At 54.7% G+C, this 24,877-nt stretch carries 20 protein-coding genes; 1 reads left to right on the forward strand and 19 read right to left on the reverse strand.

The window, feature by feature from the left end:
- Positions 1 to 2: 2 nt before the first annotated feature.
- Complete coding sequence (locus AC0LWM_RS23460) at positions 3 to 803, forward strand: hypothetical protein (RefSeq protein ID WP_474677427.1); 801 nt, start codon at positions 3 to 5, stop codon at positions 801 to 803.
- A gap of 142 nt (positions 804 to 945) precedes the next feature.
- Here the strand turns inward: AC0LWM_RS23460 and AC0LWM_RS23465 are convergent, their stop codons facing one another.
- The 19 genes from AC0LWM_RS23465 to AC0LWM_RS23555 form a co-directional block, all read right to left on the reverse strand.
- Positions 946 to 1,941, reverse strand: a complete 996-nt coding sequence (locus tag AC0LWM_RS23465; RefSeq protein WP_474677428.1) for a carbohydrate ABC transporter permease — start codon at positions 1,939 to 1,941, stop codon at positions 946 to 948.
- 13 nt (positions 1,942 to 1,954) lie between these two features.
- Positions 1,955 to 2,860, reverse strand: coding sequence for a carbohydrate ABC transporter permease (locus AC0LWM_RS23470; protein ID WP_474677429.1), 906 nt, complete (start codon positions 2,858 to 2,860; stop codon positions 1,955 to 1,957).
- Positions 2,850 to 5,162 carry a DUF5696 domain-containing protein gene (locus AC0LWM_RS23475; RefSeq protein WP_474677430.1) on the reverse strand — a complete coding sequence of 771 codons (2,313 nt, stop codon included), beginning with the start codon at positions 5,160 to 5,162 and terminating at the stop codon, positions 2,850 to 2,852. The genes AC0LWM_RS23470 and AC0LWM_RS23475 overlap by 11 nt, the downstream gene beginning before the upstream one ends.
- Positions 5,155 to 5,781, reverse strand: a complete 627-nt coding sequence (locus AC0LWM_RS23480; RefSeq protein WP_474677431.1) for a YIP1 family protein — start codon at positions 5,779 to 5,781, stop codon at positions 5,155 to 5,157. The genes AC0LWM_RS23475 and AC0LWM_RS23480 overlap by 8 nt, the downstream gene beginning before the upstream one ends.
- Positions 5,778 to 7,217, reverse strand: coding sequence for an SMP-30/gluconolactonase/LRE family protein (locus AC0LWM_RS23485; protein WP_474677432.1), 1,440 nt, complete (start codon positions 7,215 to 7,217; stop codon positions 5,778 to 5,780). The genes AC0LWM_RS23480 and AC0LWM_RS23485 overlap by 4 nt, the downstream gene beginning before the upstream one ends.
- Positions 7,218 to 7,239: 22 nt before the next feature.
- Positions 7,240 to 8,115 (reverse strand): carbohydrate ABC transporter permease, encoded by an 876-nt coding sequence (locus AC0LWM_RS23490; protein WP_474677433.1) that lies wholly within the window; start codon positions 8,113 to 8,115, stop codon positions 7,240 to 7,242.
- 5 nt (positions 8,116 to 8,120) lie between these two features.
- Positions 8,121 to 9,095, reverse strand: coding sequence for a carbohydrate ABC transporter permease (locus tag AC0LWM_RS23495; protein ID WP_474677434.1), 975 nt, complete (start codon positions 9,093 to 9,095; stop codon positions 8,121 to 8,123).
- Positions 9,092 to 11,938 (reverse strand): extracellular solute-binding protein, encoded by a 2,847-nt coding sequence (locus AC0LWM_RS23500; RefSeq protein ID WP_474677435.1) that lies wholly within the window; start codon positions 11,936 to 11,938, stop codon positions 9,092 to 9,094. The genes AC0LWM_RS23495 and AC0LWM_RS23500 overlap by 4 nt, the downstream gene beginning before the upstream one ends.
- 32 nt (positions 11,939 to 11,970) lie before the next feature.
- The gene (locus AC0LWM_RS23505; RefSeq protein ID WP_474677436.1) at positions 11,971 to 13,074 is read right to left on the reverse strand and encodes an ABC transporter ATP-binding protein; all 1,104 of its coding nucleotides are present in this window, start codon (positions 13,072 to 13,074) and stop codon (positions 11,971 to 11,973) included.
- 124 nt (positions 13,075 to 13,198) lie between these two features.
- Complete coding sequence (locus tag AC0LWM_RS23510; RefSeq protein ID WP_474677501.1) at positions 13,199 to 14,668, reverse strand: ABC transporter substrate-binding protein; 1,470 nt, start codon at positions 14,666 to 14,668, stop codon at positions 13,199 to 13,201.
- 48 nt (positions 14,669 to 14,716) lie between these two features.
- Positions 14,717 to 15,766 (reverse strand): hypothetical protein, encoded by a 1,050-nt coding sequence (locus AC0LWM_RS23515; protein ID WP_474677437.1) that lies wholly within the window; start codon positions 15,764 to 15,766, stop codon positions 14,717 to 14,719.
- 98 nt (positions 15,767 to 15,864) lie between these two features.
- On the reverse strand, positions 15,865 to 16,620 hold the full coding sequence (locus AC0LWM_RS23520) for a sugar isomerase domain-containing protein (RefSeq protein WP_474677438.1): 756 nt from the start codon (positions 16,618 to 16,620) through the stop codon (positions 15,865 to 15,867).
- Positions 16,617 to 17,600, reverse strand: a complete 984-nt coding sequence (locus tag AC0LWM_RS23525; RefSeq protein WP_474677439.1) for an N-acetylglucosamine kinase — start codon at positions 17,598 to 17,600, stop codon at positions 16,617 to 16,619. Before AC0LWM_RS23525 ends, AC0LWM_RS23520 begins: the two co-directional genes overlap by 4 nt.
- 40 nt (positions 17,601 to 17,640) lie before the next feature.
- Positions 17,641 to 18,318, reverse strand: a complete 678-nt coding sequence (locus AC0LWM_RS23530; protein ID WP_474677440.1) for an N-acetylmannosamine-6-phosphate 2-epimerase — start codon at positions 18,316 to 18,318, stop codon at positions 17,641 to 17,643.
- Positions 18,319 to 18,331: 13 nt separating this feature from the next.
- On the reverse strand, positions 18,332 to 19,207 hold the full coding sequence (locus AC0LWM_RS23535) for a MurR/RpiR family transcriptional regulator (protein WP_474677441.1): 876 nt from the start codon (positions 19,205 to 19,207) through the stop codon (positions 18,332 to 18,334).
- An 872-nt stretch (positions 19,208 to 20,079) separates the two neighbouring features.
- Positions 20,080 to 21,654: a peptide-N4-asparagine amidase gene (locus AC0LWM_RS23540; protein ID WP_474677442.1), complete on the reverse strand. Its 1,575-nt coding sequence runs from the start codon at positions 21,652 to 21,654 to the stop codon at positions 20,080 to 20,082.
- A gap of 186 nt (positions 21,655 to 21,840) precedes the next feature.
- Positions 21,841 to 22,422 carry a beta-class carbonic anhydrase gene (locus AC0LWM_RS23545; RefSeq protein WP_474677443.1) on the reverse strand — a complete coding sequence of 194 codons (582 nt, stop codon included), beginning with the start codon at positions 22,420 to 22,422 and terminating at the stop codon, positions 21,841 to 21,843.
- A 46-nt stretch (positions 22,423 to 22,468) separates the two neighbouring features.
- Positions 22,469 to 23,356 (reverse strand): TrmH family RNA methyltransferase, encoded by an 888-nt coding sequence (locus AC0LWM_RS23550; protein WP_474677444.1) that lies wholly within the window; start codon positions 23,354 to 23,356, stop codon positions 22,469 to 22,471.
- A 151-nt stretch (positions 23,357 to 23,507) separates the two neighbouring features.
- Positions 23,508 to 24,845, reverse strand: a complete 1,338-nt coding sequence (locus tag AC0LWM_RS23555; protein WP_474677445.1) for an ABC transporter substrate-binding protein — start codon at positions 24,843 to 24,845, stop codon at positions 23,508 to 23,510.
- Positions 24,846 to 24,877: the final 32 nt, after the last annotated feature.

Here is a 24,877-nt window from a genome sequence, read left to right on the forward strand (position 1 = left end):
CTATGGATTACGCATTCATCATTGAACCTAACACATACATCGCCTTCGAGAACGAGGCGGAACAGCTCGACAAATGCAAAGAATGGGGTTTGCTGTCCGAGAAAGCGACCAAAACAAAAACTTATTTCTACAAAGGGCACGGCGTAAACGTCGCCTGCAGCATCGTAGGTTACGTCGACAAAATGACGGCCGTCATCGAGTTCGACAACAAGCAGCGTCACTGCATCCACCCTTCGTATTTGAAGGAGATGCAAGCGGCCAATTACGGGCAGCGCGCCACGGCGGAAGCCGACGAGACAGCCCCGGCCGATGCGAACACTGCCACGGAGACGGATGCTCCGAAGGCCGTGGCGCCTGACACAGTGGCAAGTGAACCGCAGAAGCAAGCGGCAGAGGCTGCCCCTGCGGAGGTTGTAGAGCCTGCGAAAGCCGTGGAAGCAGCCGAACCGGACGAGCCCAAGGCCGAAAAGCCGGCCAAAACGAAGGCGACCAAAGAAAAAGCGAAAAAGCTCGAACTCCCCGAGGAAAAAGTAAAAATGACCGCAACCGTCCAAGAGTTCACGACGGTGCCGAACAACTTCTCCGACACGGACGACGAGGTTATTATTTACGAGGCCGTTGCTATCGAAGATCCGGCGATCGAGGTCGGCTTAGCATGGTCCAGCCACAGCGCGACGCTCAAGAAGCTGGAGCTCGCAATCGGCGACACGATCATGTTCGAAGGCAAGATCGTGGCGAAAAAGCTGACCAAGCATCCTGTCGCTTACAAAATCAACAACCCCGGGAAGATCCAGAAGCAGTAGCAGGGGAAGCCCAAAAAGAGAAAAGAGATCGCGTCTTCGGACGCGATCCCTTTTCTCTTTTTCATTCTAACAACCCTATTCGCTTTTTCGCTCGTAAATGATGCCTCGGATTCACGGTTCAGCTAGTCCCACCGGCTTCACGTCACTCCACAAGCCCGGTCCGCTCGATGCTTTCCGTGAACCAGCGCTGCGTGAACATGTACAAAATGAGCAGCGGCGCAAGCTCGATAATGCCCGCGGCCATCTTGACCGGCAGCAGGAACAGCTGCTGCGTCGAGTCGCCCTCCGGCTGAAGCGCGCCCGCGATGATCGGCAGCGTCTGCAGCTTCGGGTAGAAGTAGGTCGTCAGGACACTTTCGTTCCAGTGGAACACGATGGAGAATAGCAGCACGACGATGATGGCCGGCTTCGCAAGCGGGAACATGATCTTCCAGAACATTTTGACGACGCCGACGCCGTCGATGATCGCCGCTTCCTCAAGCTCCTTCGGGAACTTCTTGAAATATTGCATATACATGAAGACGAACAAGGCACCCTTAAGGCCATGGCCGAACAGTGCGGGCCCGACGAACGCAAACGGCGAATTGAGCAGGCCGTACGATTTGTACGTCCAGATGAGCGGGATCATGAGCGTTTGCGGCGGAATGACAAACGTCAGGATGAGCAGGGCGAAAAACAGCTTTTGCCCGGGAAACTTCATCCGGCCGAACGCATACCCCGCGATGGCGCACGAGAACATCTGGAATATGGCCGAGGGAACGACGATGGACAACGTATTAAAAAGGGTCGACCTGCGCAAGTTGTCCCACAGGCTGAAGTCGTCGTGAAACGTAACGGCGATCTTGAGCGCGTCGAACGCGAATTTGAAATTGATCAAGTTCAAGCTTTTCGGAATCCATTTGGTCGTCGGGTCGATCAAATCCGAGAACGTCTTGAGCGAGGTGCTCAGCATCGATACCATCGGCGCGATATAAATCAAGGCCAGGCTGATCAGGACGAAATAGATCAAGGCATACTTCAGCAGCCCCTGCTTTTCTTTGTTCGTGCCGAGGATGACGGCCTTCGCTTTGTACTGGACCCTTCCTTTCCGTATCGCCGCATTCGTCACGGTGTGCCGGATTTTCTGGATTATATTCATGTCGGACACCTCCTTACCTTTCTCTCTGAACGAACGCTTTGCGGAAAATGAGGAAGATGACACCCAGGATCAGCATGACGAACGTGACGTACAGCCATCCGATCGCGCTGGCGTAGCCCATGCCCCGCGTACCTTCGTACATATTGCGCTGGATCATCCCCATGATCGGATTGGAAGGCATCGTAAACTGATCGACGACGGAATAGACGGCGACAATCAGGATAAAAGGAACGAGGCCGGGCAGCGTGATCTTCCACAACGTCTCCCAACCGTTGGCTCCGTCGATCGACGCCGCTTCGTACACGGTGGGCGAAATGCTCTGCAGCCCCGCCAGCAGCAGTACCGTCTGTACGCCGGAATACCATAGGATAATGACGAATGAATTCAGAATGTCCGTGACGGTGCCGGCAATTTTCGGATCGAAATACGAATGGATGAACGACAGCAGGTTCGGATCCTGCAAAAATTGCAGCGTCATCGTGTTCGACATGCCGGCCGCCGCCCCGCCTCCCGTGTTCGCCGCGAGCAGGTTCATGATGACCCCTCCCGTCGTGAACAGCACCGGCAGGAAAAACACGGCGCGGAAAAACGAGCGTCCCGGAAATTTCTGATTCAAGAACAGCGCCGAGATGATCGAGAACAAAATGATGATCGGGATCATGACGACCGATTTCATGAAATACGGAATCCACTGGTCCCAGAACGCGGTGTCCTTCAGGAGGATTTGGCCATAGTTGGCGAAACCGACGAACGTCCAGATTAAATCTTCGGCCTGGATGGCGATTTTGTTCATGCTCATAACGAACGAATAAATAAGCGGGTATACCCAGAATAGCAGCAAGCCGACGATCCATATCGACATGAACCCGAGGCCCTGCAGCTTTTGCTTCGTTTCGATGGTCAGCTTCTTAATCGCCATCCCCTCCTTTCACGACGATAAAATCCATAGGCTTAGCGGATTTCCCTTCATAATCGTAAGGTGCGTCCGAATAATTGCATACAACCCTAGTGCCGTTATCGTAGGCCGTGAGGTACACATCCCGGGCCAACTGCTCATGCGCCGTGATGAACGCATCCGATACGCCGCCGAGCGCATCCTTCACTTTGCCGTACAGCCGCAAAATATCTTGCTTCCATACCTCGAACTCCGAGCTGTATAGTTTCGTTGCCACATCTTTGAGCCGCTCTGTCGGCTCCGCCGTCACTTTGAAGCTGACATTGGCCCCGTACTCGATCGCCTTGAGCAGCTCTTTATCCGGTTCATCCATCAGGTTATACGGGATCGAAACGTAATCGACAAGCCCGTGCAGCGCCATTGGATAAAACGGGACGGTTTCGTCCACAATCGGCGAGAAGCTGTAGTCGGCGGCGATGTCCTCGACGGAAACCCCGCTCGTCAGTTGGTAAGCCATCCCTCGCGACAGTCTGACGGTCCCGAGCTCGTGGACCATCCTCGAGATGAAGGATGCGTAGCTCCGTTTCGTCTGCTCCCGGTTCATCGGGTGCGATGCGTTAAAATCCGAGTTCAGGAGATTCAGCCCGTATTCCGCGATCCCGTCCACATTCAGCTCCCGATACCGGGGGATGCTATCGTCCAACGTCCGCGCAATGGCCGCCGCATTCAGCACCTGCTCGCGCTTCCCGTCGCCGATATCGAGCGGAGCATTCAAAATGTTGCGCACGATGTCGCTGCGCTCCGAGATGCCCTTGCCCGTTCGCGCCAGCATATTGTCGTCTTCCAGCAGCAGCCGGTAGCCGGACTGACGCGCCAGATCTGCCAGGCTCTTCAGCCCAGACATGCCTCCCAAGCTTTCCTCCGCGGGGAACCGGTTCGGATATTCCACCGAGATTCCCCCTTTGGCCCAGCCTTCGTACACAGCCGTCATACTGCGAACGCCATTGTCGCGGAAATAACCGAGCATCTCCGCCGCTTGATTGAACGTCGTCATCGGAACGAAGCTGGGCTTCAGGAAGCCGTCCGCTTCAGCTCCGCCCATAATTCGGAGTTCGAGGGGTAAATCGCCTTTGCGCTCCGACAGGCGGGCGAGTCCTTTCTCGCCCATCAAATAGTTCCGGTACGCTTCAGCCATGCCGGCATAATTCGACTTCGTGCCGTTCATGAAATAATAGCGGATGTTGCCCGAAACGCCGACCGGAAACTCGGTGTACAGATAAACCCCTGCTCCCGTCAGGTCGGTCAGCTTCTTGTATTTCTCCCGATAAATAAAATGCGGATAAGCGCTATAAAAGCTGGTGTTGACGCCGGCCGGATTGCCGATAATTTCCGCCGCGCTTTCCCCGCTATGGATAACGGCGAACATGGAGGAGGCGCCTCGGTTGATCCCAAATGCCGGGTAAAACACCATCGATTGAGACAAATCGGCACGTAAAGAGGAGTCGAACTTGTTGGAGTAAGATAAATCGCTCCCGTATACCCTGCCGCTAAAAGCAAGGTTATACTTCTTATGCCCGTCGAACCGGATCAACGCCCCTGGACCGTCCGGCACCATCAAATAGCCTTGCGGCACGCTGTTTTTCTGCGCGGCGCCGAAAAAAGGCAGCACGTTGTAGCCGACGATCTTCCTCGTCTTTCCGGCAGCCCCCGCGGCACCCGCGCCCGATTGTCCTGCGGCGGCCTTCGCATCGTCCGGTTCCCGGATCATGTACCGAGGGACGTCCACTTCCAGATGATCCTCGCGCAAATAATAATCGACGGCGATCTGGATGCCGAGGCTCTCGAAATCGTAAAAGGCTCTCGCTCCGTTCTCCAGCCGGAAAATGCTCACTTTCGTATTTTGCGTGAACACATTGGCGTAGGTCGGGATCGTTTCGCTGTAATCTTTGACGTATTCAACGATAATCGGCGACTGCAAATTGTTTTTCCACAAGTTGTTGGACGTGTCCCGCTCTACTTCCTCCGTCGTTGGCCTGCTGCGCCAAACCGACTGGCCCGCCTTATCGAGCACCTCGATGTTGCCGTCCTTCGTATCGATCGACAACGCGAGCTTCTCGTTTTCTGCCGCTCTGACGAGACCGCTTCCTTCGATTCGGCTCAACGTATCGTTCGTTACTTGGGCATGTACGGCCTCTTCGGCCGCCTCCTCGGAGACAGCGATTTGGGACGAGCCCACGATCAGCAGCCTGACGGCGAACAGGACCGCAACGACGGCCGCCAGGACGCCTACGATTTTCGCTTTGCGGAGCAACGCGCTTCTAGACATAACCGATCGCCTCCCTCAAGAACGAAACCGCAAAATTGACCGATTGGACGACGATGCCGAACAGCGCGAGGGCAAAGGCGATGATCGCGACGCCGGCGAACAGCATCCACAGGATGTTGGCGAATGTCTCCGTCACTTCGAAGCCATGTACCTCTTTCACCTGAATGTAGAACAGGATGGCGATCCACGCCCAGATGGCATAATCGAAGAAACCGTAAATCGTCCCTTCCGCCTTCGAGAATACGTTCGACGCGATCGCAACCGGAACTGCGAAATAAATGAACGGCAGCAGCGAATACGCGGTCGAAATGTAAACGGCCTTGAACGTGCCCTGCCCTTTCGTGATGCAGCTGACGAGATAATTGGCCAGCACCCAGATCAGAACCGGCAGCAAGGCGACAAACAATTCCTGCAACGGCGAGGTACCGCGAAGCCCGAACGGATTAAACACGAAATGCGTCCACGCAAGCTTCAGAATACGGCATACATAATACAGCGCGAGTACGACCGATGCGGATAGGACGCTGCCTTTGCCCGCGAATCGCAAATCGTAGAAACCGTCGATCGGATGTCGCAAAAACGTCCACGTATAGGCCAGCTGTTCCCCTAATCTTCTCATGACGCGCTCCCCCGCCTTCGTTTCAGTTTGCCCGCGATCAGAAGAGCGACGGCCCCCACGGCAAATGCGGCAACCACATAGCCGAAATAGTCCTGAACCCAGCGGATTCTCCATTCCCAGAACGAATCGGAATAATCGTCGGTATCATAGACCAGCTTGAACCTCTCCATTGATGGTTCCCACTCCCCTTGCCGATAGAGCGCTTTGCCGATGATGTAATGCGCTTTGTAGTAGAACACGTTGCTCTTCAGCACCGCCTCGCTGCTTGTCATCGCTTCCTTGTACTGGCCCTCGTTAAACAACTCATCCGCCTGATGAATCTTCTGCAAAAATTCGGTCGGGCGAAACACCTGTACGCCGTTAAACAACCGGTCGGTTACGAACAAATATCCCTTCGAATTCGCCTTGATGCTGACCGGATCGCCGAAAATGCCGACTCTGAGCCGGGTGTCGTCCAGCTTGCGGCCGAAGGAGAACACCGGCGTTCCGTTCGCGTCGAACTGGTACACTCTTCCTGCTCCGGCGTCCATGCCATAGATGTTGCCGAGGCTGTCAACCGTAACCCCCGAATAGGAGCCGCTCTGCGCAAGCGAATCCGTGACCTGCATGCTTTTCCCCGCGAACAGGTTCTCGCCGCCGACATTGTATTTTTTGATTTGTTCCGTTGCGGCGCTGATCGTCGTCGTATAGACGAAGCCCTCCCGGTCGATGAAGACGTCGGACACGCTGGCCGCTCCCGCCGCCGACGCCCTCATCTGCTCGTCGGTGTAGAACAATCGCTTCAGCCGGTCGAGCGGCGTAAGATGGACCTTGTTGGAGCCGAAAAATCCGTCAAAGCTTTTGTCGGGCGAAATGACGATCAGCCCTTCGTTGACGCCTTTCGCGACAATATACAGGAATCCCCGAATGTCCATCGACACTCTTGACGGGATGAACGTCACGTCCTTCAGGCTGACGGCGTCCGGCTTGACGATCTCGTCGATCCACTCGCCATCCCGGTTGTACACGGCGATCCGATTGTTGCCCGTATCGCAAACGTACACGTCCCCGTTTGCAGCGACGTAAATCCCTTCCGGCGCGTTCAGCTTCGCCTTCTCCTCCGCCCCGGCCCCGAACTCGCGGACGAGCAAGCCGCGATCGTCCATCTTCACGACCCGGTTGTTCATCGTATCGGAGACATAGACGTAATCGTCGTTATCGATGAATAAGCCGGTCGGGCCGTTCAGCCCGGGCACGCTTTCCCGGACGCCGTTCGCCTCCGCGAACAGCTGGTCGCCGATGACGCGTTCCGGCGCATAAAGTGACTGGACGCGGTAAGGCTTACCGTCGAAATACCCAAAAGAATGGTAAGGGACATATGCGGCCGCGTGGCCGTTCCAGCACGATAACCATAAGACGGCGGCGAGCACCGAAGCGGCAATCCATTTAGTATGCAATTTGGCTTCCCCCCGTATGGCCTTATTTGATTCCCGAGTTCACGAGCGTATTGATCATCGACTTCTGCAAAATGACGAAGATGATCAAATTCGGGATGAACAGCAGCAGCCCTGCCGCCGCCGCCGCTCCCTGCCTGGCGACGACCGTCGTCAGCCCGCCGGTGAGCGTCTGGATGAAATAAGGGAGCGTCTTCATCGCCTCGTCCGTCATGAAATAGGTCGACGTTTCCGTGTCGCCCCATACCGCCTGGAACGTCAGAATGGCGGCGGTTCCGATCGCCGGCTTGACGTTCGGCACGATGATCGAGGCGAATACGCGCCACTCGCTCGCCCCGTCGATTTTAGCCGCTTCGCTTAAGCTGCTTGGAATCTGGTCCATGAACTGCTTGATAAGAAAGATGCAGACCGGAAGCGCTAGGTGCGGTAAAATGTGGCCGGCATACGAATTCATGAGCCCGAGCTTCGTGACGATCAAATAGCGGGAAATGCGAACCGCCTCCGGCGAGAACATCAGCGAAATAATAATGCCGCCGAAAATCCAATCCTTCCCCGGAAACCGCATGCGGGACAGCGAATAAGCCCCCATGGTGCTGATCAACACGGCTAGTACGATCGTGACGGCCGTTACGACCAGGCTGTTGAACAAATATCTCGAAAACGGCAATATCGACAGCTTCAGCGCAAACAGCAGATCGTAAAAATTGCTGAGCGAAGCGTGCTTCACGAAAAACGAAGGCGGAAACAAAAACAATTCCGGCAAAGGCTTAAACGCCGTGTTGACGATATATACGATCGGCGCGACGGAGATCAAGGCGTAGAAGGCGACGAACAGCAGCCTTACCCCGCTTGATACCGTAAACGGATCCAGTTTGCGTGCCCTTTTTTTCATCAATAGCATGGCCTTTATTCATCCTCCTTCGTGCCAAGCAGCCGGAAACATGCCCGGTTGATGACGTACATGAGGATCAGCAGCATGAACGAAAGCGCCGTCGCGTAGCCAAGCTCGAACCGGATAAAACCGAAGTCCTCGATATGGTTCTGCAGCAGCTGGCCGGCATAATTCGGGGTCGGGTTCGAGCCCGACAATTGGACGCCGATGCCGCCCGCCTTCAGCGCGCCGACGATGCCCATAATGGCCGAAAACAGCATTTGCGGCTTCATCGCCGGAATCGTAATATACCACACCTCTTGAATTTTATTGCGGATGCCGTCCATCTTCCCGGCCTCGTACAGCTGCGGGTCGACAGTCATCATCCCCGCCTGCAGCGACAGGAAGCCGACCCCCATGCTGCTCCACAGCGTCACGAAAATCATGACGCCCATCAAATATCCGCTCGACTGGGTGAACGCGATCGGCGTATCGATAAAGCCCATGTAAAGCAGCAATTGGTTCAAATAACCGTACCGGTCGCCGCTGAAGGCGATAACCCATACAACCGACATCATGACGCCCCCGGCGATGGAAGGAACGTAGATGGCCATCGTAAAGATGGACCGCAGCCGTTTCGGAATTTGCAAGATGAGCCAAGCCATCAGAAATTGCAGCGCATAGCCGGCCGGTCCGACGAACACGGCGAATTTGAACGTGTTGGCGATGACGTGCTTCATAAGAATGATGTCTTCCGTGAACATGACTTTAAAATTGTGCAAGCCGACGAATACCGGTGCCTCGATCGAGTTATACCGCGTAAAGGCGAGCAGCGTCGCAGACAATACCGGCAGCACGATAAACAAGACGAAGCAGATCAGAAACGGGGCCAGAAAAAGATAGGCCAGTTTGTTCCGTTTCATCTCTCGCCAGATGTAGGCGGCTTTGCCGCTTCGCTTGCGCGGCTGCGTACCGATCGCGCCTGCGACTGTTTCCGTTGCGCCGTTCATTGTGATCCCCCCGACAGTCCGTATTCCCGCCTATACCTTGCTATCTCCCGCCGAATGCTGCTTAGCGCCTGTTCCAGCCTCTCGCGGTAATTGCCCTTGTCGATGACCGTGCCGGTCCACGCGTTCGCCAGCTCCCGCCCGGTCATGTAAGAGCCTCCCGGCACGTATGGAACGCCCTTGAACCATTTGAGCATATCCAGAATCACCGCTTTGTCCTGCGGCTCCCATGGCGTCCGCTTCACGACTTCCGGATTCGCGGAATACCAGCGGAACTCGATGCCGTAATTGTTTTCGAGGTCGCTTGCGAACTGCGCCTGCGTCTCCGTCGACATCCACCATTTGACGAATGCCCAAGCCTTGTCCTGCCGCTCCTGCGTCGTTTTCATCATCATGACCCCTCGCACGTCGCCGCCGTGCCACCTGACGTTCGTCCCGCTGCCGTCCGTCGTACCCGGAATCGGAGCGATCTTCCATGCGGTGGACAATTCGGGAGCCGCGAGCTTGAGCAAGACGTAATCGCTAATGCTGGAAATGCCGATCGGAACGTCCCCTTGCCGGAAATGCTGGTAGAAGCTCGTGATGACCTGAGGCAGATTGTATTTCACGTACAGGTCGGTCATATATTTAAAAGCGGCGAACCCTTGCGGCGTATCGAAACCGACGTCCGAGCCGTCCTTCGTATAAATGTCGACGCCGTTCTGATAGAAGAACGTCAGCCAGTCGCCTTGCGGCGCCCAGAAATTCAAGTTATTCTGCTGCAGCGAAGGAATGATCTTTTTGACGTCCTCCCACGTTTGCGGCACCGGGATGCGGTATTGGTTCAGCACGTCCTCCCGGTAATACATCATGTTCATCGTCGCTTCCTCGGGAAGCGCGTAATCGCCGCCGTTATAGCGGAACGGAATGAGCGTGCCCGGCGGGACCTGCTTGCTTAACTCCGTGTATTCCGGATATTCGTTCATATTGACGACCGCGTTGCGCAGCGCGAAGTTAAAGGGCGTATCTATTCCGATCCCGGTTACGACGTCGGGCTGCTTGCCGGCGGCATTCGCCAGGACGAGCACGTCCGGCCCCGGAATGTAGTTCACGTTGACCTTGTAGCCGGTTAACGGCGTAAAATATTCATTCGCGTATTGCTGCATCAAATCGACGTAATCGCGGTTGCGCTGCACCCAAACTTCGATCGTGCCTTCCGCCCCTTGTTTCGTGTCGTAATCGTTCGTGAAAGAAGCGAAGAAGCTTTTGAAGAAAAATCCAAGCGCCTGCCAGAAGCCGGCACCCGCGCTCGGGAAGCTCGCTTCAGTGCTTTTCACCATGACGGTATCGACCAGCAGCGGCTGGAACGCCAGGCTTGCGGCGAAATTCGCAACGTTCGCTTCGACGCGGGTGAGCGAGTCGACGCTCTTCGGAATGTCGTCCAGCCGTTCCGCATAGTCTTCGAGCCGTTCCGCCTCCGCGAGGAGCACGTCGAAGCCGCTTTCGGCGGAGCCTGTCAGACGGGACAAACTTGCGATTTGCTCTCTGATGCCGCCTGCCAGTTCGTTGAGCTGCTTATCCAGGTCCGGCATATATTTGTTCAAGTCGTACCGTTTGAACAGATCGATTTGCTTGCTGCTTGTGACCCCGGTTATTTTCTTGATTTCGACGTCAAGCTTGCTGATCGCCTCGGACGTCCGCCATAACGACTGATACACGTCCGTGTAAGGCTCCGACGTAACGGTCAGCCGAATCCGGTGCTTGCCCTTGGCAAGGCGAAATCCGTACGGCTTCTCGTCCCCCAGAATTTTATTTTGCCAGGACGTACTGTAAGGAAAGGCGACGCTGGCCATTTCCGCAAAAGGAACTTTGCCGTCGATTTCGACGGTTCTGTAGGAGCTGAGCGCGTTGTTGTCGGCTTGCTCGTATTTGATGCCGATCTGATACGTCCCGTCCTCGGGCACGTCGATCTGCCATTCCACCCACTGCTGCGGCCATCGCCAGGACAAGCCGCCGATGGCGTTGTACTTGCGTTTCCCGTAAGTTTCCGGGCTGATGCCGGCCTCGGAAATGCTGAACAATTGAATGCCCGGGGATGAAATCTCGGCCGGATTTTCCCCTTCAACCGTCTGAAGGAAGCCGGTCGGGGCGTTTGCATTGGCATTTCCGGACTTTATGCTTGCTTCGTACTCGGCATAACTTGGAATGTGCTCGGGCGATTTCGCAATGATTTTGCCGATTGCGAGAGCCCCCCTCGCACCGGTAAGCGAAATCCGGTTCGTCCCCTGCTTCATGTAAAATTTGAGCGGAGCGCTTGTCATCCCCGTTTTGTCCATGATCGGCTCCGTATACCATGCTTTCACGGCAAGCTGCTGAGGGCGCTTTTCATTCCCGTCGGCATCCGAAGCGAACGGGTACGCATCGTACCGGTAATGCTGCCCGAGCACGAACGTATCGATTCCCGCATAAGGCGGTTCGCCGTTGACGGTCAGCCCCCGCTCCAACGCCTCGGGGTACGCGCCCGCGTCCATATACTCCACGTAGATGTTGTAGAATCCCGTCTCGGGAATCGAAATCTCGTAGTCCACTTGGCCCGATGCGTTCTCCCAGACGAGCACGTCCTTCTTCCCTTCGAAGTCGCCCGCACGTATGCCGTCCCCTGATAGGCGCGCATACCCGGCTCCCGCAACTTCGACGGATTGATTCGCCGTATCGGCCGCCCCCGCTTGCGTAAGTTCGCCGATCTTGGCTTGATACGCTTTGTTCTCCGGGTCACCCTGCGCCGACAGCGCGATGGACCGGAGCGGCAGCACCAAACCGAGTGCGAGGATGCAAACAACGGCTATCGCTCTTCTATAATCGATCAACCTTCTCACTCCGTTTCGATGAAACCGATGCGCTATTGGATGCGGACCCCTGTATTCGGGTCGAAGAACAGAAACTTATCCATGTTCGCCCTGACGGTGACGGTGTCTCCTTCGCGGAAACGGGTTTCGGCCCCGGTCCGGACGACGACGCTGCCGGTTTTGCCGAGATCGACGTGAACATGCCGGTCGGCGCCGATCAGCTCCGTCACGTCGACGGTGCCTACGAACGAATTGTCCGCTACCTGGCTTGCGCCGCTTTCGATCGTCAGCTGCTCGGGCCGTATGCCGCCGATCACCGAGTGGACATTTAACTCCTGCAGGCGTAATCCCATTTCGCGCGGAATTTGGAGCCCCATCGTTTTGTTGCTGAACACATCCCCATGCTCGATCGTCCCATTGATGAAATTCATCGGCGGATTGCCGATGAACCCGCCGACGAACGTGTTGGCAGGATAGTTGTAAATCTCCTCTGGCGTTCCCACCTGTTGGATCACGCCTTTATTCATAATGACGATCCGGTCCGCCATCGTCATCGCTTCGATTTGGTCGTGGGTGACGTATATCGTCGTCGCATGCAGGGAACGGTGCAGCTTGATGATTTCGAGCCGCATCTGCACGCGCATTTTGGCGTCCAAATTAGAAAGTGGTTCGTCCATCAAAAACACCCGGGGGTCGCGAACGATCGCGCGTCCGAGCGCCACCCGCTGCCGTTGTCCGCCCGACACCTCGCGCGGATAACGATCCAGCAAATGGTCGATTTCCAGCTTTCGGGCGGTGCGCTTGACGCTTTCTTCAATGATATATTTCTGCGCCCGGCCGACCCGCAGCGCGAAGGCGATATTTTCGAAATTACTGAGGCTCGGATAAAGCGCGTAATTCTGAAAGACCATTGAGATATTCCGCTTTTTGGGCGATAAATCGTTGACGAGCTCTTCGTCAATATATATTTCGCCGCTGGTGACGCTCTCCAGCCCGGCGATCATGCGGAGCGTCGTCGATTTGCCGCAGCCCGAAGGCCCGATCAAAGCGACGAATTCCCGGTCGGCGATGTCCAGCTGGAAATCCTGCACCGCTGGTGCGACATTTTTCGCTCCGGGATAACTTTTCCATAAGTTTTTCAATACGACTCTCGCCAACGTTCTCTCCCCTTTGCACGTGTTTGGGCGATGCCGCGGCTTCTTGCGCGGCGTTGCCGCCGTCCGCGGGCAGCGGACCGTCATGCGATCCACTGCCGCGAACAAACTCGGGCGTATTCTGCCGTTATCTAGTGCTGTAATATTTCGTGTTCATCGTTTGATCCAGTTGCTTCAGCATGTCGGCGATTTGCACCTTACCCGCCACGACGTCCGGCAGCTTCGCCGTTAATTCATTCAGCGCCGTCTGCCCGAAGCCGCCGTAGTCGGCCAGCTTGGCATCCTGCATCGCGCGGACGAATCCGTCCAGCGCCGACTGGTTTTCCGGCGTCGTTTGGAACTTCTCGTTGATGGCCGGAATGCCAATCGGGAAAATCGGTTCGCTTGGGCTTAACGTGAGCGGATTTACTCTGCCGGTCTTCGGATCCTTGCTATGGGCATGCTCGTAGAAATGCTTGCTTGTCATAATCTTGATATATTTCATCGCCAAATCTTGTTTCTGAGACGTCGGGAAGATCCCGAACGAAATGCCGTATGCAATCGCAGCTCGGCCACCCGGTCCTTGAGGAGGTCTAACAACCGTCCAGTTAAATTGATTCACTTTCGTGTCGACGTTGTACGGCTGTCCCCAGAGCGACCACGGCACCATGCCGACATGCCCTTTGGTCCAGAAGGCGGACCACGTATCGGTCAGGCCGAACTTGGCCAGCTCGTCGCCCGTGAGGCCGATGTTGCTCTTGGATGTATATTCGATCCACTTCTCCAGCGCTTTGATTGCGTTCGGATCATCGGCGAAGTTGGATACGGTTTTCCCGTCAACCTCTTTAACCCCTTTCACGCCGTAGGCCTCGAGCCAGGAAAACAATACCCAAGGGTCTTGCACATTCGGCATGGAGCCGGTAATCCCGTTTGCTTTGTCGACCATTTTTTTATTGATATCGATGAAGTCGTCGATCGTCCAGTCGTCGGTCGGAACGGGCACGCCCATTTTTTCGAACAGGTCGGTGTTGATCATCCACGTCTGCGGCAGCGTCATCCATGTAATGCCGTACGTTTTCCCGTTGTATTTGTTCATGTTCAGGGCGGCCGGGTTCAACGTGTCCATGTATTGCGGATCCGCTTTCAACAAGTCGTCAAGCGGTTCGATATATTTCTTGTCGAACAACTCCGGAATGTCTCCAGGCACGGTCACGAACACATCGGGCGTATCCCCTGCGGCGATCGCTTTCGTCAGCGTTTCCGGCGCATACTCCTCGTGCTTGATGTCCTGCTGCTTGATCTTTAGATCTGGGTAGAATTCTTTAAAATAATCGTAGATGCCGCCTTGATCCGGATCAGCCGCATTCATATGATCTTGCACGACCAGGATCGACAGCTCGCCTTTGACGTCGGGGATCAGCCCGTCATCCACGGTTTTTGGCGCGTCCGTCGTCCCTTCCGGCTTCTTCGTATCGTCGCCTCCGGACGATTGCGGCGTATCGCTGCCCGATTGCTTCGGCGTATCGCCGTTCGAGCTCGAAGAGCCACCGCCACTGCAGCCGGCGAACAAAGTCGCGGCCAGTACCAAACTTATCGTTACGGAAAACCATCTTCTCATTTTCAAGAATTACCCCTCCTATTTGGTGAAAATAAACGGTAATTTCCTTTATTCGGAAGTAGCAGCAAGCATCGTACAGCCGCTTTCCATCACATACCACGGCCACGGATGGCCGTTATCGATATAAGCGGTACGGACTGCACGGAGGAACTCGTCAACCCGCGCGCGATCGCCCATAAGCGCCGCCGTATACGCGATGATCGCCCACGGAAAGGCGTCGCCCTTGTCCAGCTGCGGCCAGCCCGGGTGATGCGCGTTGAAGGTCTCGTACAGCTTCCGCGCCCGCTCGCCCGAAGGATCCAGCATCCCGGTCCAGATCGGGAACAGCTGCGCCGGCGCGTCGGGATAGAAGCGGTTCCAATCCGGGTAGATCCGCGTGCCGTCCTCCATCTTCGCATAAGCGTACGCCTGCCTGGATTCGCTCCACAGCTCGTTTTCGATGCCCGCGTATACGTCTTCCTTATGCCTCCGGTATACGGCCGCCGAGACCGCGTCGCCGAATATGGCTTCGCAGATCCATTCCATGTCGGCCAGTCCTTCGTACACCTCGGCATTGTCCATCAAATACTTCACCTTATGGTCCGGCTTCGCCCACGTCAATCCGTCAGCCTGCTTCGTCGCGAGCATTGCGCCCGCGATCAGCTCGATATCGCTTCGGCGCGCCTGCAAGTAGGCCGTATCGCCTGTCTTCTCGGCGTATTTGCGAAGCACGTTCAGAAACGTCGAGGCGTACGAGTCGGTCGAGTCGAAGTCCCCGGTTGGCGTTTCCGTGTGCCGATCCGCCGCGATAGCGATGTCGAAAACGGAGCCGGCGGGCACCGTGTCCGTCGCCGTCCGGTTCAAGCGCGCGAAGTACCAGTTCATGTACTTGCGGACGACCGGCGCGTGCTCCGGCACTTCGAGCAGCCCGAGCAAGCCGAAATGCGCGAAATACGGGACGACTTTATATGCTCCGTCATAATTCGGGAGCGGCTCGCCGTAGTTCGGAATGGCACCGCTTTCAAATTGCAGGCTCGCGATCCAGGCGGCTTCCCGGTGCACGATATCGATATATGCTACCGACTTCGGCCCGACGTCAGGACTTTTATTGTTCCCCATGCACATGCCTCCTTTGCCGTAAGCAGCCATGATCGAACGGTTCGATTCGCTCGTGCCTTAACGGCATTCGATGGCAAACTTACGCTGGCGGGTTGTGGTTAATACGTGATTCTGCGATGCGCGTACGCCTGCACGATTTTGCGGTTGTGCTCGTCGCCTCCGTCTACGTTGGCGCTAATGTATACCGGCGGCGTACGTTCCGCTTGGATGAAGCGTCCGATAATTTCCGCGGTCAGCGATTGCGCGATCATCGCCCCGACAACGCTGGAGGCGGAGCCGGTTTTCTCCTGCAGTTGCGGGATATCGAGCAGAACGTCGCCGTACGGACAACAGTTGTCGATGACAACGTCGGCGATTTCATACAACTTCTTGCCGCTAGGATGGCGGCTGTCCGTCTGCCCCGAATGCGCCATCGACGTGACGGCCACGACCGGTATGCCGCGCCGCTTGCATTCAAGCGCCAACTCGACGGACGAACCGTTGCGTCCCGAATTCGATACGATGATCAAGGCGTCCTCCGGCCGCATGTCGTGCAGCTCCATCAATCGGTGCGCCGTGTTCGGATCCCGCTCCAGCTCCACTAAGTTGAGCCCTTGCCCTACGGACGCGGCGGCGACATCCTCAAGGCCGATCAGTTTCATCGGCGCAAGACCGCCCGCACGGCCGCACATTTCCATCCCGAACGCCCGGGAATGCCCGGCACCGAACACATGAATGATGCCGCCTTCAAGCAAGCTGTCGGCCAAACGACTGCCCGCCGTCTTCATGTTCCCGGTCTGACTTTTCTCCACTTGGGACACAATGCCCTTGATCGCTTCGAAAATCGTTTCTGTTCCGATATTTCCGATACTCATCCTGCTTGCCCCCCTTCGTTCCATGCCTTCTTCAATTGTTCCCCGTCGATCTCGCACCCGAGCTCCCGGACTGCAAGAAACAGCGTACCGACGATCGGCGGGTACAGAGGCAGACGAACCTCGACCGCCGGGTCATAGTCCCGCAGCGTTTCCGCCATGCTAAGACGTACCCATTGCGCCGATTGAAAAACGCCCCCGGTCGGATAGACGTGGCTGACTTCGGAGCGAAGACCGGATGACTCCAGCTGCTTCAGCACTGAAATGGCTAGCTGCCCCAGCTCCACGCCGGCTTGGTGCAAAATCGACTGCGCGACGGCATCGCCTTCGGAAGCGGCTTCGTCTACAAGCCGTGCGGCGTCCGCGATGTCTTCCCGGCCGATTTTGTCGGCATGAATTCGTTTCTTGATGCCCCAAAAGGACGTTTCTCCGTAATAACGGAGCACGCGGTCGTGCAAAACCGTCGACGGACCGCGTTTGTCGCTGTGCCGGATGCCCGCCTTAATAGCTGCGATGCCAATCCAGTAAGCGCTTCCTTCATCTCCAAGAATATGCCCGTATCCCCCCGCGACAAATTCGCTTTCTCCGACGGAGCAATACCCTATGCTACCACCCCCCGCTATAATCAACACGCCGTCGTTCCGCCCCGCGGATGCGCCTGCCAAGTTGGCCTTGACGTCTCCCTCAATGACGATGCGCTCGACGTAAATGCATTCCTGAATCCAGTTCTTGATCATATCCTCATGTTCTTTATGCACGCCGCTGATGCTGACGAACGCCATCTCGACCTTGCGCGGCAGCGTCGTCCGCCCGAGCAGCGCTTGCAGCGCCTGTTGGATGCCTTGCTTCGACTTGATCTGTCCGTTCAGCGTCAGCATATGGTCGATCGGCGGTCCGTCGGCAACGACACAGGTGCCGCTCTGTTGATCATATAGACATGTTTTCGTCGAAGTTTGTCCCCCGTCTATGCCAAGTAAAACCATACGTTTCCTCCACTTCGCAGACAATGACTTTCTTATATTTTCAGATGGCCCGCACGAAACGAGCCGCCACTTCCCACGGGGCCGTTATCGAAGTGCCGACGACGACGCTATGCGCGCCTCTGACGCGAATCGCTTCATGCGCTTCCTCCGGCCTGGAGAACCGACCCTCCCCGACGACCGGCACGCGGACCGTTCGAACAAGCTGTTCGATCAGATCAAGGTCAGGTCCTTTCGTCTTGGTGTTAGCCGTATTCAGTGTATAGCCGGCCATCGTTGTCGCGACGAGATCGGCGCCAAGCCTCTCGGCGCGAACCGCTTCCTCCACATTGGATATATCCGCCATGACCGGTACGCCAAGGTCCGCTCGAATCGCCTGAATCAGCTCGTGCAGCTCGCTTTCGTCCTGCCTCGCTTCGAACGTGGCGTCGATCGCCACGATGTCCGAGCCGGCGTCAACCAATTGCCTCGCGCTTTCGAAATCCGGCGTAATGATCTTGACGCCGCGCTTGTCGGGCAGTTTGTAAATCCCGATCATCGCGAGCGGAACCGTTTTCTTAATTTCGCGAATATCGTCCGGGCCGTTCGCCCGGATTCCTCCTGCGCCGCCCATCAGGGCGCATTCCGCCATCGCCCGCATCAAACCCGGGTCGCCGTAGAACGGAGTGCCTGCCCACGCTTGGCAGGACACGATCAGCTTATTTTTCAGCGATGCAATCATCCGCTTTTCGCTCCTAGTACAATTTGTCTAAAATCGATTCGGTCGTGCGCCAAATTTTCGACCCTTCCGTCTGCTTCATCAAATGAAGCGAAAGCGTCACGGTCAACAGCTCGATGACATACAAGATCGACGCTTTGCTCTTGAAGCTCTCCACGATGTTGGAGATGCCGCGCTGCACGCAGACGAGCCGGATATCCGACACTTCGCTGATCGGAGACTTGCCCTGCCCGGTGATGCATACGGTCTTCGCCCCGTTCGCCCGCGCGGCGCGCAGTGCGGCGACGATATCCTTCGTGCTTCCCTGCTGCGAAATGCCGATCACGACATCACGCTCGTCGACATGAGCGGCCGAGATCGATTGCAGATGGACGTCAACGTGCGCATCCACCGTAAGGCCGAGTCCCATCAGCTTAATCTTCAAAAGCTGCGCCATCGGCCCCGATTCGCCGAGTCCGAACAGGATGATTTTGCGGGCGGCGGCGATCCGTTCCACCGCTTGCTCGAGCGATTCGTGATCGATGCTCATCGAGGCATCCATGACGCTGTTCGCCGAGATTTGCGCCATCTTCTTCGGCAAGCTCATCTCTTGCTCGGACTCGTCGTTCGCCGGATTCATTCGCTCCAAATGCTGCGCAAGACGAATTTTCAATTCCTGAAATCCGCGAAAACCGATCGTGCGGCAAAACCGCGTGACGGACGATTGCGCGATTTCCAACTCCTCTGCCACCTGCGTGACGGAAGCGTACACAATCTTCTCCGGAGAATTGAGCACGAAGTCAGCGATGCGCTTCTCCGTTGCGCTCAAGCTGCCATAAGTGCTTTGAATTTTTGAGAATAGCGTCGAATCGCTTGACGCGATCTCGATTTCTTTGATCATTTTGTCGGTCATATGTGAGATCCTTCCTACCTAGGTGAAGTTAATTCCATTATAAGGATGGGGTTTGTTTTATGCAAGAAATTTTTTTCTATATTTTTATTCGTGAAAAATATTTTTTCGACAACTTTCGGACATCGCCCTTTCCGCGCAAAAAAAAGCGAAAAACCATCTATCGCTAGGGTTTCTTCGCCGCTAGAATCTCTCGCTTGCGCACCGCTCGCTGCTCCCAGCGAGCAGGATAACGTCGCAGGACGATGGTCTATCACATTTTCACACCGCGTGCTGCTAGAATCTGTCTATAAATCTGTCTACCTCGCCACTCTTCGTCAAAGCCGTTAATTTACTTCGCCAAATCGAACGGGTTCCGGAAATAAAGGGCTAAAAGGGCATTAAGGGCGCTTAAAGGGCTTTTAAACTACGGGGTTCGGGGTTTGCACCGAGGCAGGTTGCTTGCATATCGCAACAACTGGAATTTGTGTAGTTAATTTAACCAATCTGAACGGTTTTGGAGAAATAACTGGATTTCATGTCGTTAATTTCACTCATTTCCCGCAAATCGGGTCAACCTACGAATAATAACTACATGTTTTCCAGTTAATCTATCCAACTAGAGACAATGAGCTAAAATTAACTACATGTTTTCCATTTAAAGTACAAGACTACCTAACGTGCAGCAAAATTTTCACCCCCAACCTCAGACTCGCCTCGCGCCATTATCAACCTAACCATAATGTAGGCGCCCCAACACCAACGCCAACGCCACGCACTACGCTCCCATATCCCTGTCCGGCAAAATCGTATCGATGAAACACTGAAAGTATAGCTCCTAAAAACGACAAACAGACTGCACTAAGGCAGCCTGTTTCAGTCTATCTATTTTCTTATTAAACTTGACGAGTCAAAAATAAGTTATCGCTTTCGCTTCTGTACGTTTCGACGCCGCCATGCGACATAATCGTGCGTTGGTAGTTTTTGTTGTTCGAATCTTTGAAATCGATATGACATGTGGTCGACCCGTCGGTAACATCGCTTTGCCCGGACGATCTTTGAAGCACCGCATACCCTTGCGTATTCATATATAAATGACTCCGGTACGGCATGTTCAAGTCCGAATCTTCTAAAATATGTAGTTCCGTGATCGTCTGGCTGAAGTTGGAGGAAATGCTCATCGCTTTCGGTTCATCTTGGCGCAAGTACGACATCGCGCTATCCGCCGTATAGGTAATCTCACGATGAAGCTTCGTCGTTTTGTCTCCAGGACCGGTTAACGTCTCGTCGGTGATGACCGCCTGAGCGTTGTGCCCGAGCTGCCAATGCCCCGTCTCATAATTCGTTTGGTCGTTCGTCATCCGAAAGCTGGATGAAACCGAGGACGTATACGAACCTTCGGCCGTTTCGATAACACCTTCAATAACGTAGCTGTTGCCGGCTTCTTCGTTGGAAAACTTGTCTTCCGCCGCGCCTAACATTGGGGCATCGTTTCGGGCCGACGATCTTGCGTAAGCTAGCGTGTTCTTCGTTATTTTCCCGGTTGTAGGCGACCCGTTCGTTCGGTAAAGGAACAAAGAGCCGCTGATGAGCCAATAATTGATGCCGTTTGCGACCTTGATAGTTAACGTATGTTTTCCGCCGAGCAGACCGGCAAAAGGCGTCAGGTTCACGCGATACGGAGGCATGTTCATCGTTCGAATGGCGGTTACCGGCCTCCACAGCAGCGGATTAATGCCCCCTGTGTACAGAACGATTTCTGGCCATACGGAACCGGCCGGAATTTGATCGATATAAATTTCGATTTCGCGAAAAGCCGCCGTATGCGACCACCAGAATTCATCATGATTTTGAGCAATGGCATACAAATCCAGATACAGTTCCTTCATATCGCCCGGCAGATCGAGTTCTATTTCCATTGTACCGTCTTTATTGACGGTATGCGGCTGAGGGCTTAGCGCAATAGGGACAATGTTGTCCGGAATGCCACGTTCTAGCGGATTCCGCCCCGCAGGGTCAACCGAATCAGCTGTATAAAATTCCAAAGAAACGGACATCAACGGGATGCCGGTATGCAGTTCGTCGAGATAATTTTCCAAATTGACGGTAAACGATACTTCCTCGGCGAGGACCGGGAGATATGTCGTAACGTCTTTTTGAATCTTCCATTCGATGCCTTCCTTGGATGGCTCCGGCGTACATCCGACAAAAATTTGCGTATTGTCCGCCCACACTTGCATCAATCGGTCAAATTGCCGACCGGATTGGGTGCCCGTAATCGTGAGGATCACCTTCCCCCAAGCACCTGACGGAAGAAGCACCTTATTCGATACCGGCGGCTGGGCATGTCCAAACTCGACTCGGTCTAAAATTTGCACTACGGTTGGCATGGATGCGGGGATCTCTACCGGCAAGTCCATCTCGATCGGGTTGTCGGTTTTCGCGAATTGTTTGGTTGGCAGACGGTTCATGGATATCGCTCCTCTATTTTGCGGAATGCAAGATTATTGGAAAAGAATTGATAGCATTAGCATCGTAACTCAAAATGGGAGATTCAACAATCTCTAACCTCGTCATATCATGCTGTTGACCGTGCAAAAAAGCGGCCGCCTCCCTTTCTATACCGGGAATGGTCGCCGCTTCGCTCAACTGCCTCTTTACTCGCCGTTCATCTTCACATATTCGTATCCTTCGGACAATAATTCCAATGCCCCGGTATCGGGGTGCATCACAAAAGCGTGAACCGGGATCGAACGCGGAAGGAGCGGATGGTTGCGAATGATATCAACGCTTTGCATAATGCCTTCCTCGACGGTTTGAAACCCTTTGAGGAAACGTTCCATCTTAATCCCGGAGCGCTCCAAAGTTTCAAGAACAAGTTCAGGCACGCCATTCGCCTTAATTTTATCGATGAGCCCATTCGTGTCCAGCCCGGTCATACCGCAGCCATAGTGACCGATGACGAACACTTCTTTGACACCCATTTCGTAAATGGCGACCAAAATGCTCCGCATGGCGCTGCCGAACGGCTGAGTCAGGATCGCTCCGGCATTTTTAATAATTTTGGCGTCGCCGTTTCGCAGGTTTAACGCTTTAGGCAGGAGTTCGACAAGACGGGTGTCCATGCATGTGAGGATAGCGATTTGCTTATCGGGGTATTTGTCGGTTAAATATTCCTCGTATCCTTTCTTTTCGACAAATTGGCGGTTGTATTGAATAAACTCTGATACGATGGACATCTGCACTCTCACCTCTCAACAACTCGAATATCAATCTATTTATATTTTATTCTTGATTGAAATCGAGTACAATATGTGATTTGCGAACCGCCTTTCCCATACAAATCTCGTATACGCACACCGAAGCCGCCGACCCGACGTTCAGCGAATCACATACTCCCCGCATCGGGATGGACAACATCCGCGACTCGCCATCGTACCACGTTTCCGATACGCCATATCGCTCACACCCGACGACCAACGCCGTGTTGCCGCGGTAATCATAATCCTTGTAGGTCTTGTTTGCCCGCGTGTCGGCCAAATACACCGTGAAGTTCCGCTCGCGCAGCCACGCAAGACAAGCCTTCGCATCGCCGAACTCGACGATGGGGACAACAAACGCCGCCCCCATGCTGCCTTTGATCAGCTTCGGGTTCGTCATCCTCGCCCGCGGATTGCAGACGAGCACAGCATCCACGCCGGCGCCGTCGCAGGTGCGCAGAATCGTCCCGATGTTGCCCGGGTTCTCCAGCCCGTCCAAAACGACTACGACGGCATCCTCCGGCAGCTGCAGCCGCTCTGGCTCGCGGATCGGCAGCCGCCCGACCGACAGCATTCCGTCCGGCTCGTCCCGATGGCTAAGCTTTTTGAATATTTTCGAGGATACTATATATGCCTCTTTCGCTCTTTCTACCCACGTTTCCGCTAGCCTTACAGCTTCGTCGCTAAAGATGTAATCCGGGCACAGCAGCAGCAACTCTACGCCAAGATCGGCTTGCAGCAGCTTCTCATGCGCCCAGATTCCCTCGACGGCGAAGCGCTTTTCCGAATCCGGACAGCTGCCTTTGACGACTCGCTTTACTTCGCTGATCTTCTCGCTCTGTGCACCGATCCATTTCAGCTTGGCCCGGTACCGCTCCAGCACGCGATGTATGTTTTCGTTCGTTGATTTCACTTCGCTCATCCCTTGTTTCTTACATGGTTGCATGCCGTATCATGTCAGCGTATATCGTGCATGGCACCATTATAGAAGGAGCAGCTTTCGTGAATATAGTTCAAGAACGATTCATATTCGTTTGATGCACAAGAGGCGCCCGGATCAACCGCTACTCGTTCAAGTAGGTGGTCACGCGGTTTTGGATCAGCTTCGCCACTTCCTCCGCGGGCTTCTGGCCACCGAAGAAGGATGAAGCCTCTTCACTGACAATGAACAATACTTTTGTGTCCAGCACGGAGTAACGCTCTGCCGTATCCATGATCCGCTTGTACTCTGCAAAGCTTTCCTCTGTGACTTTGGCGGCTTTTCCGTTCGGAAGCTTGTAGGCGCCTTTGTTAACTTGATCCTGAATATCGTTCATTGTTTTCTCGTTAACGGATTTCAACATCGAGAATCCCCCTCTTTCCTGCAGCGATTGCATATCTTCGCTTAACAAGAAGGCGAGAAACTTCCAAGCTTCCTCTTTCACCGCCGATCCCGCCGAAATCGCAAGCGTCGAGGAAAAAAAGATCCGGACCCCGCCGGTTTGTCCGGCTGCATGCGGCTTGTTCAGCAGCTTCGGATTCGCGAAGAACATATGCGGTCCATTGACAAAGTCTGCCGGCGACATGACCGGGGCAGAATAGAACAGCTGATTGCCGAAATCGGCCGGTTCGGAAGATAAAATATGATCGGCGTACATTTGTTTCACTTGCTTCATCATGTCCGTGAATGCGGGCGTTTCGAATTTAGCTTTTTGGCTCGCACGATCGACAAACTCGGAGAAGCTATCCACGAACAATTCTTGAAACACCACTTGCGGATCCTCATTCGCCATGGCGTAATGAAGATTTTTGTTGGTTGCCCCGCCTTCCTGCAGGAGCTTCTTCGATACTTCCTTGAACTGCTCCCAGGTCCAGCTTTTATCATCGAACTTGGTGCCGGATTTGCCCAGTAAGTCCCTATCCCCTACGAATGCCCTGAGGGAAAACGTGGCGGGAAGTGCATACAAGCCACCGTCTACTTTCGAAGCTTCCAGAATGTTCATATGCAAATCGCTTTTAGGAAGCGTATTGTCTTGCTCGAACAGGTCATTCATGTTCAAGAGAAGATTTTTGTTCACATATTTGCCGACAGGCAAGCTGCCGACTTCGAGAATGTCGCTGCCTTTGCCGGATAACAATGCCGTATTCATCGTTTTGACGTATTTCTCGTAATCGTACGTTTGAATTTGCAGGTCGATGTCCGGATATTTTTCCTCGAATTTTTTCTCCGCCACTTTGTAAAAATCGTTCGATCCGACGGGAAGGGACATGGTGACAACCGTTTTCCCCTCTTTGGACTTGGCTTTTTCCTGATTTGCCGTCTCTCCCCCGCCTCCGCCGCCTCCAACGCTACCGCCACCGCATGCGGACACCACCGCAAGCAGCATGCAAGACAATACAATCGTCGCCATCCGTTTTTTCATCCTATAGTTCCTCTCCTTCTATCTTTTCTTCG

Source organism: Paenibacillus sp. sgz302148 (assembly GCF_056120465.1).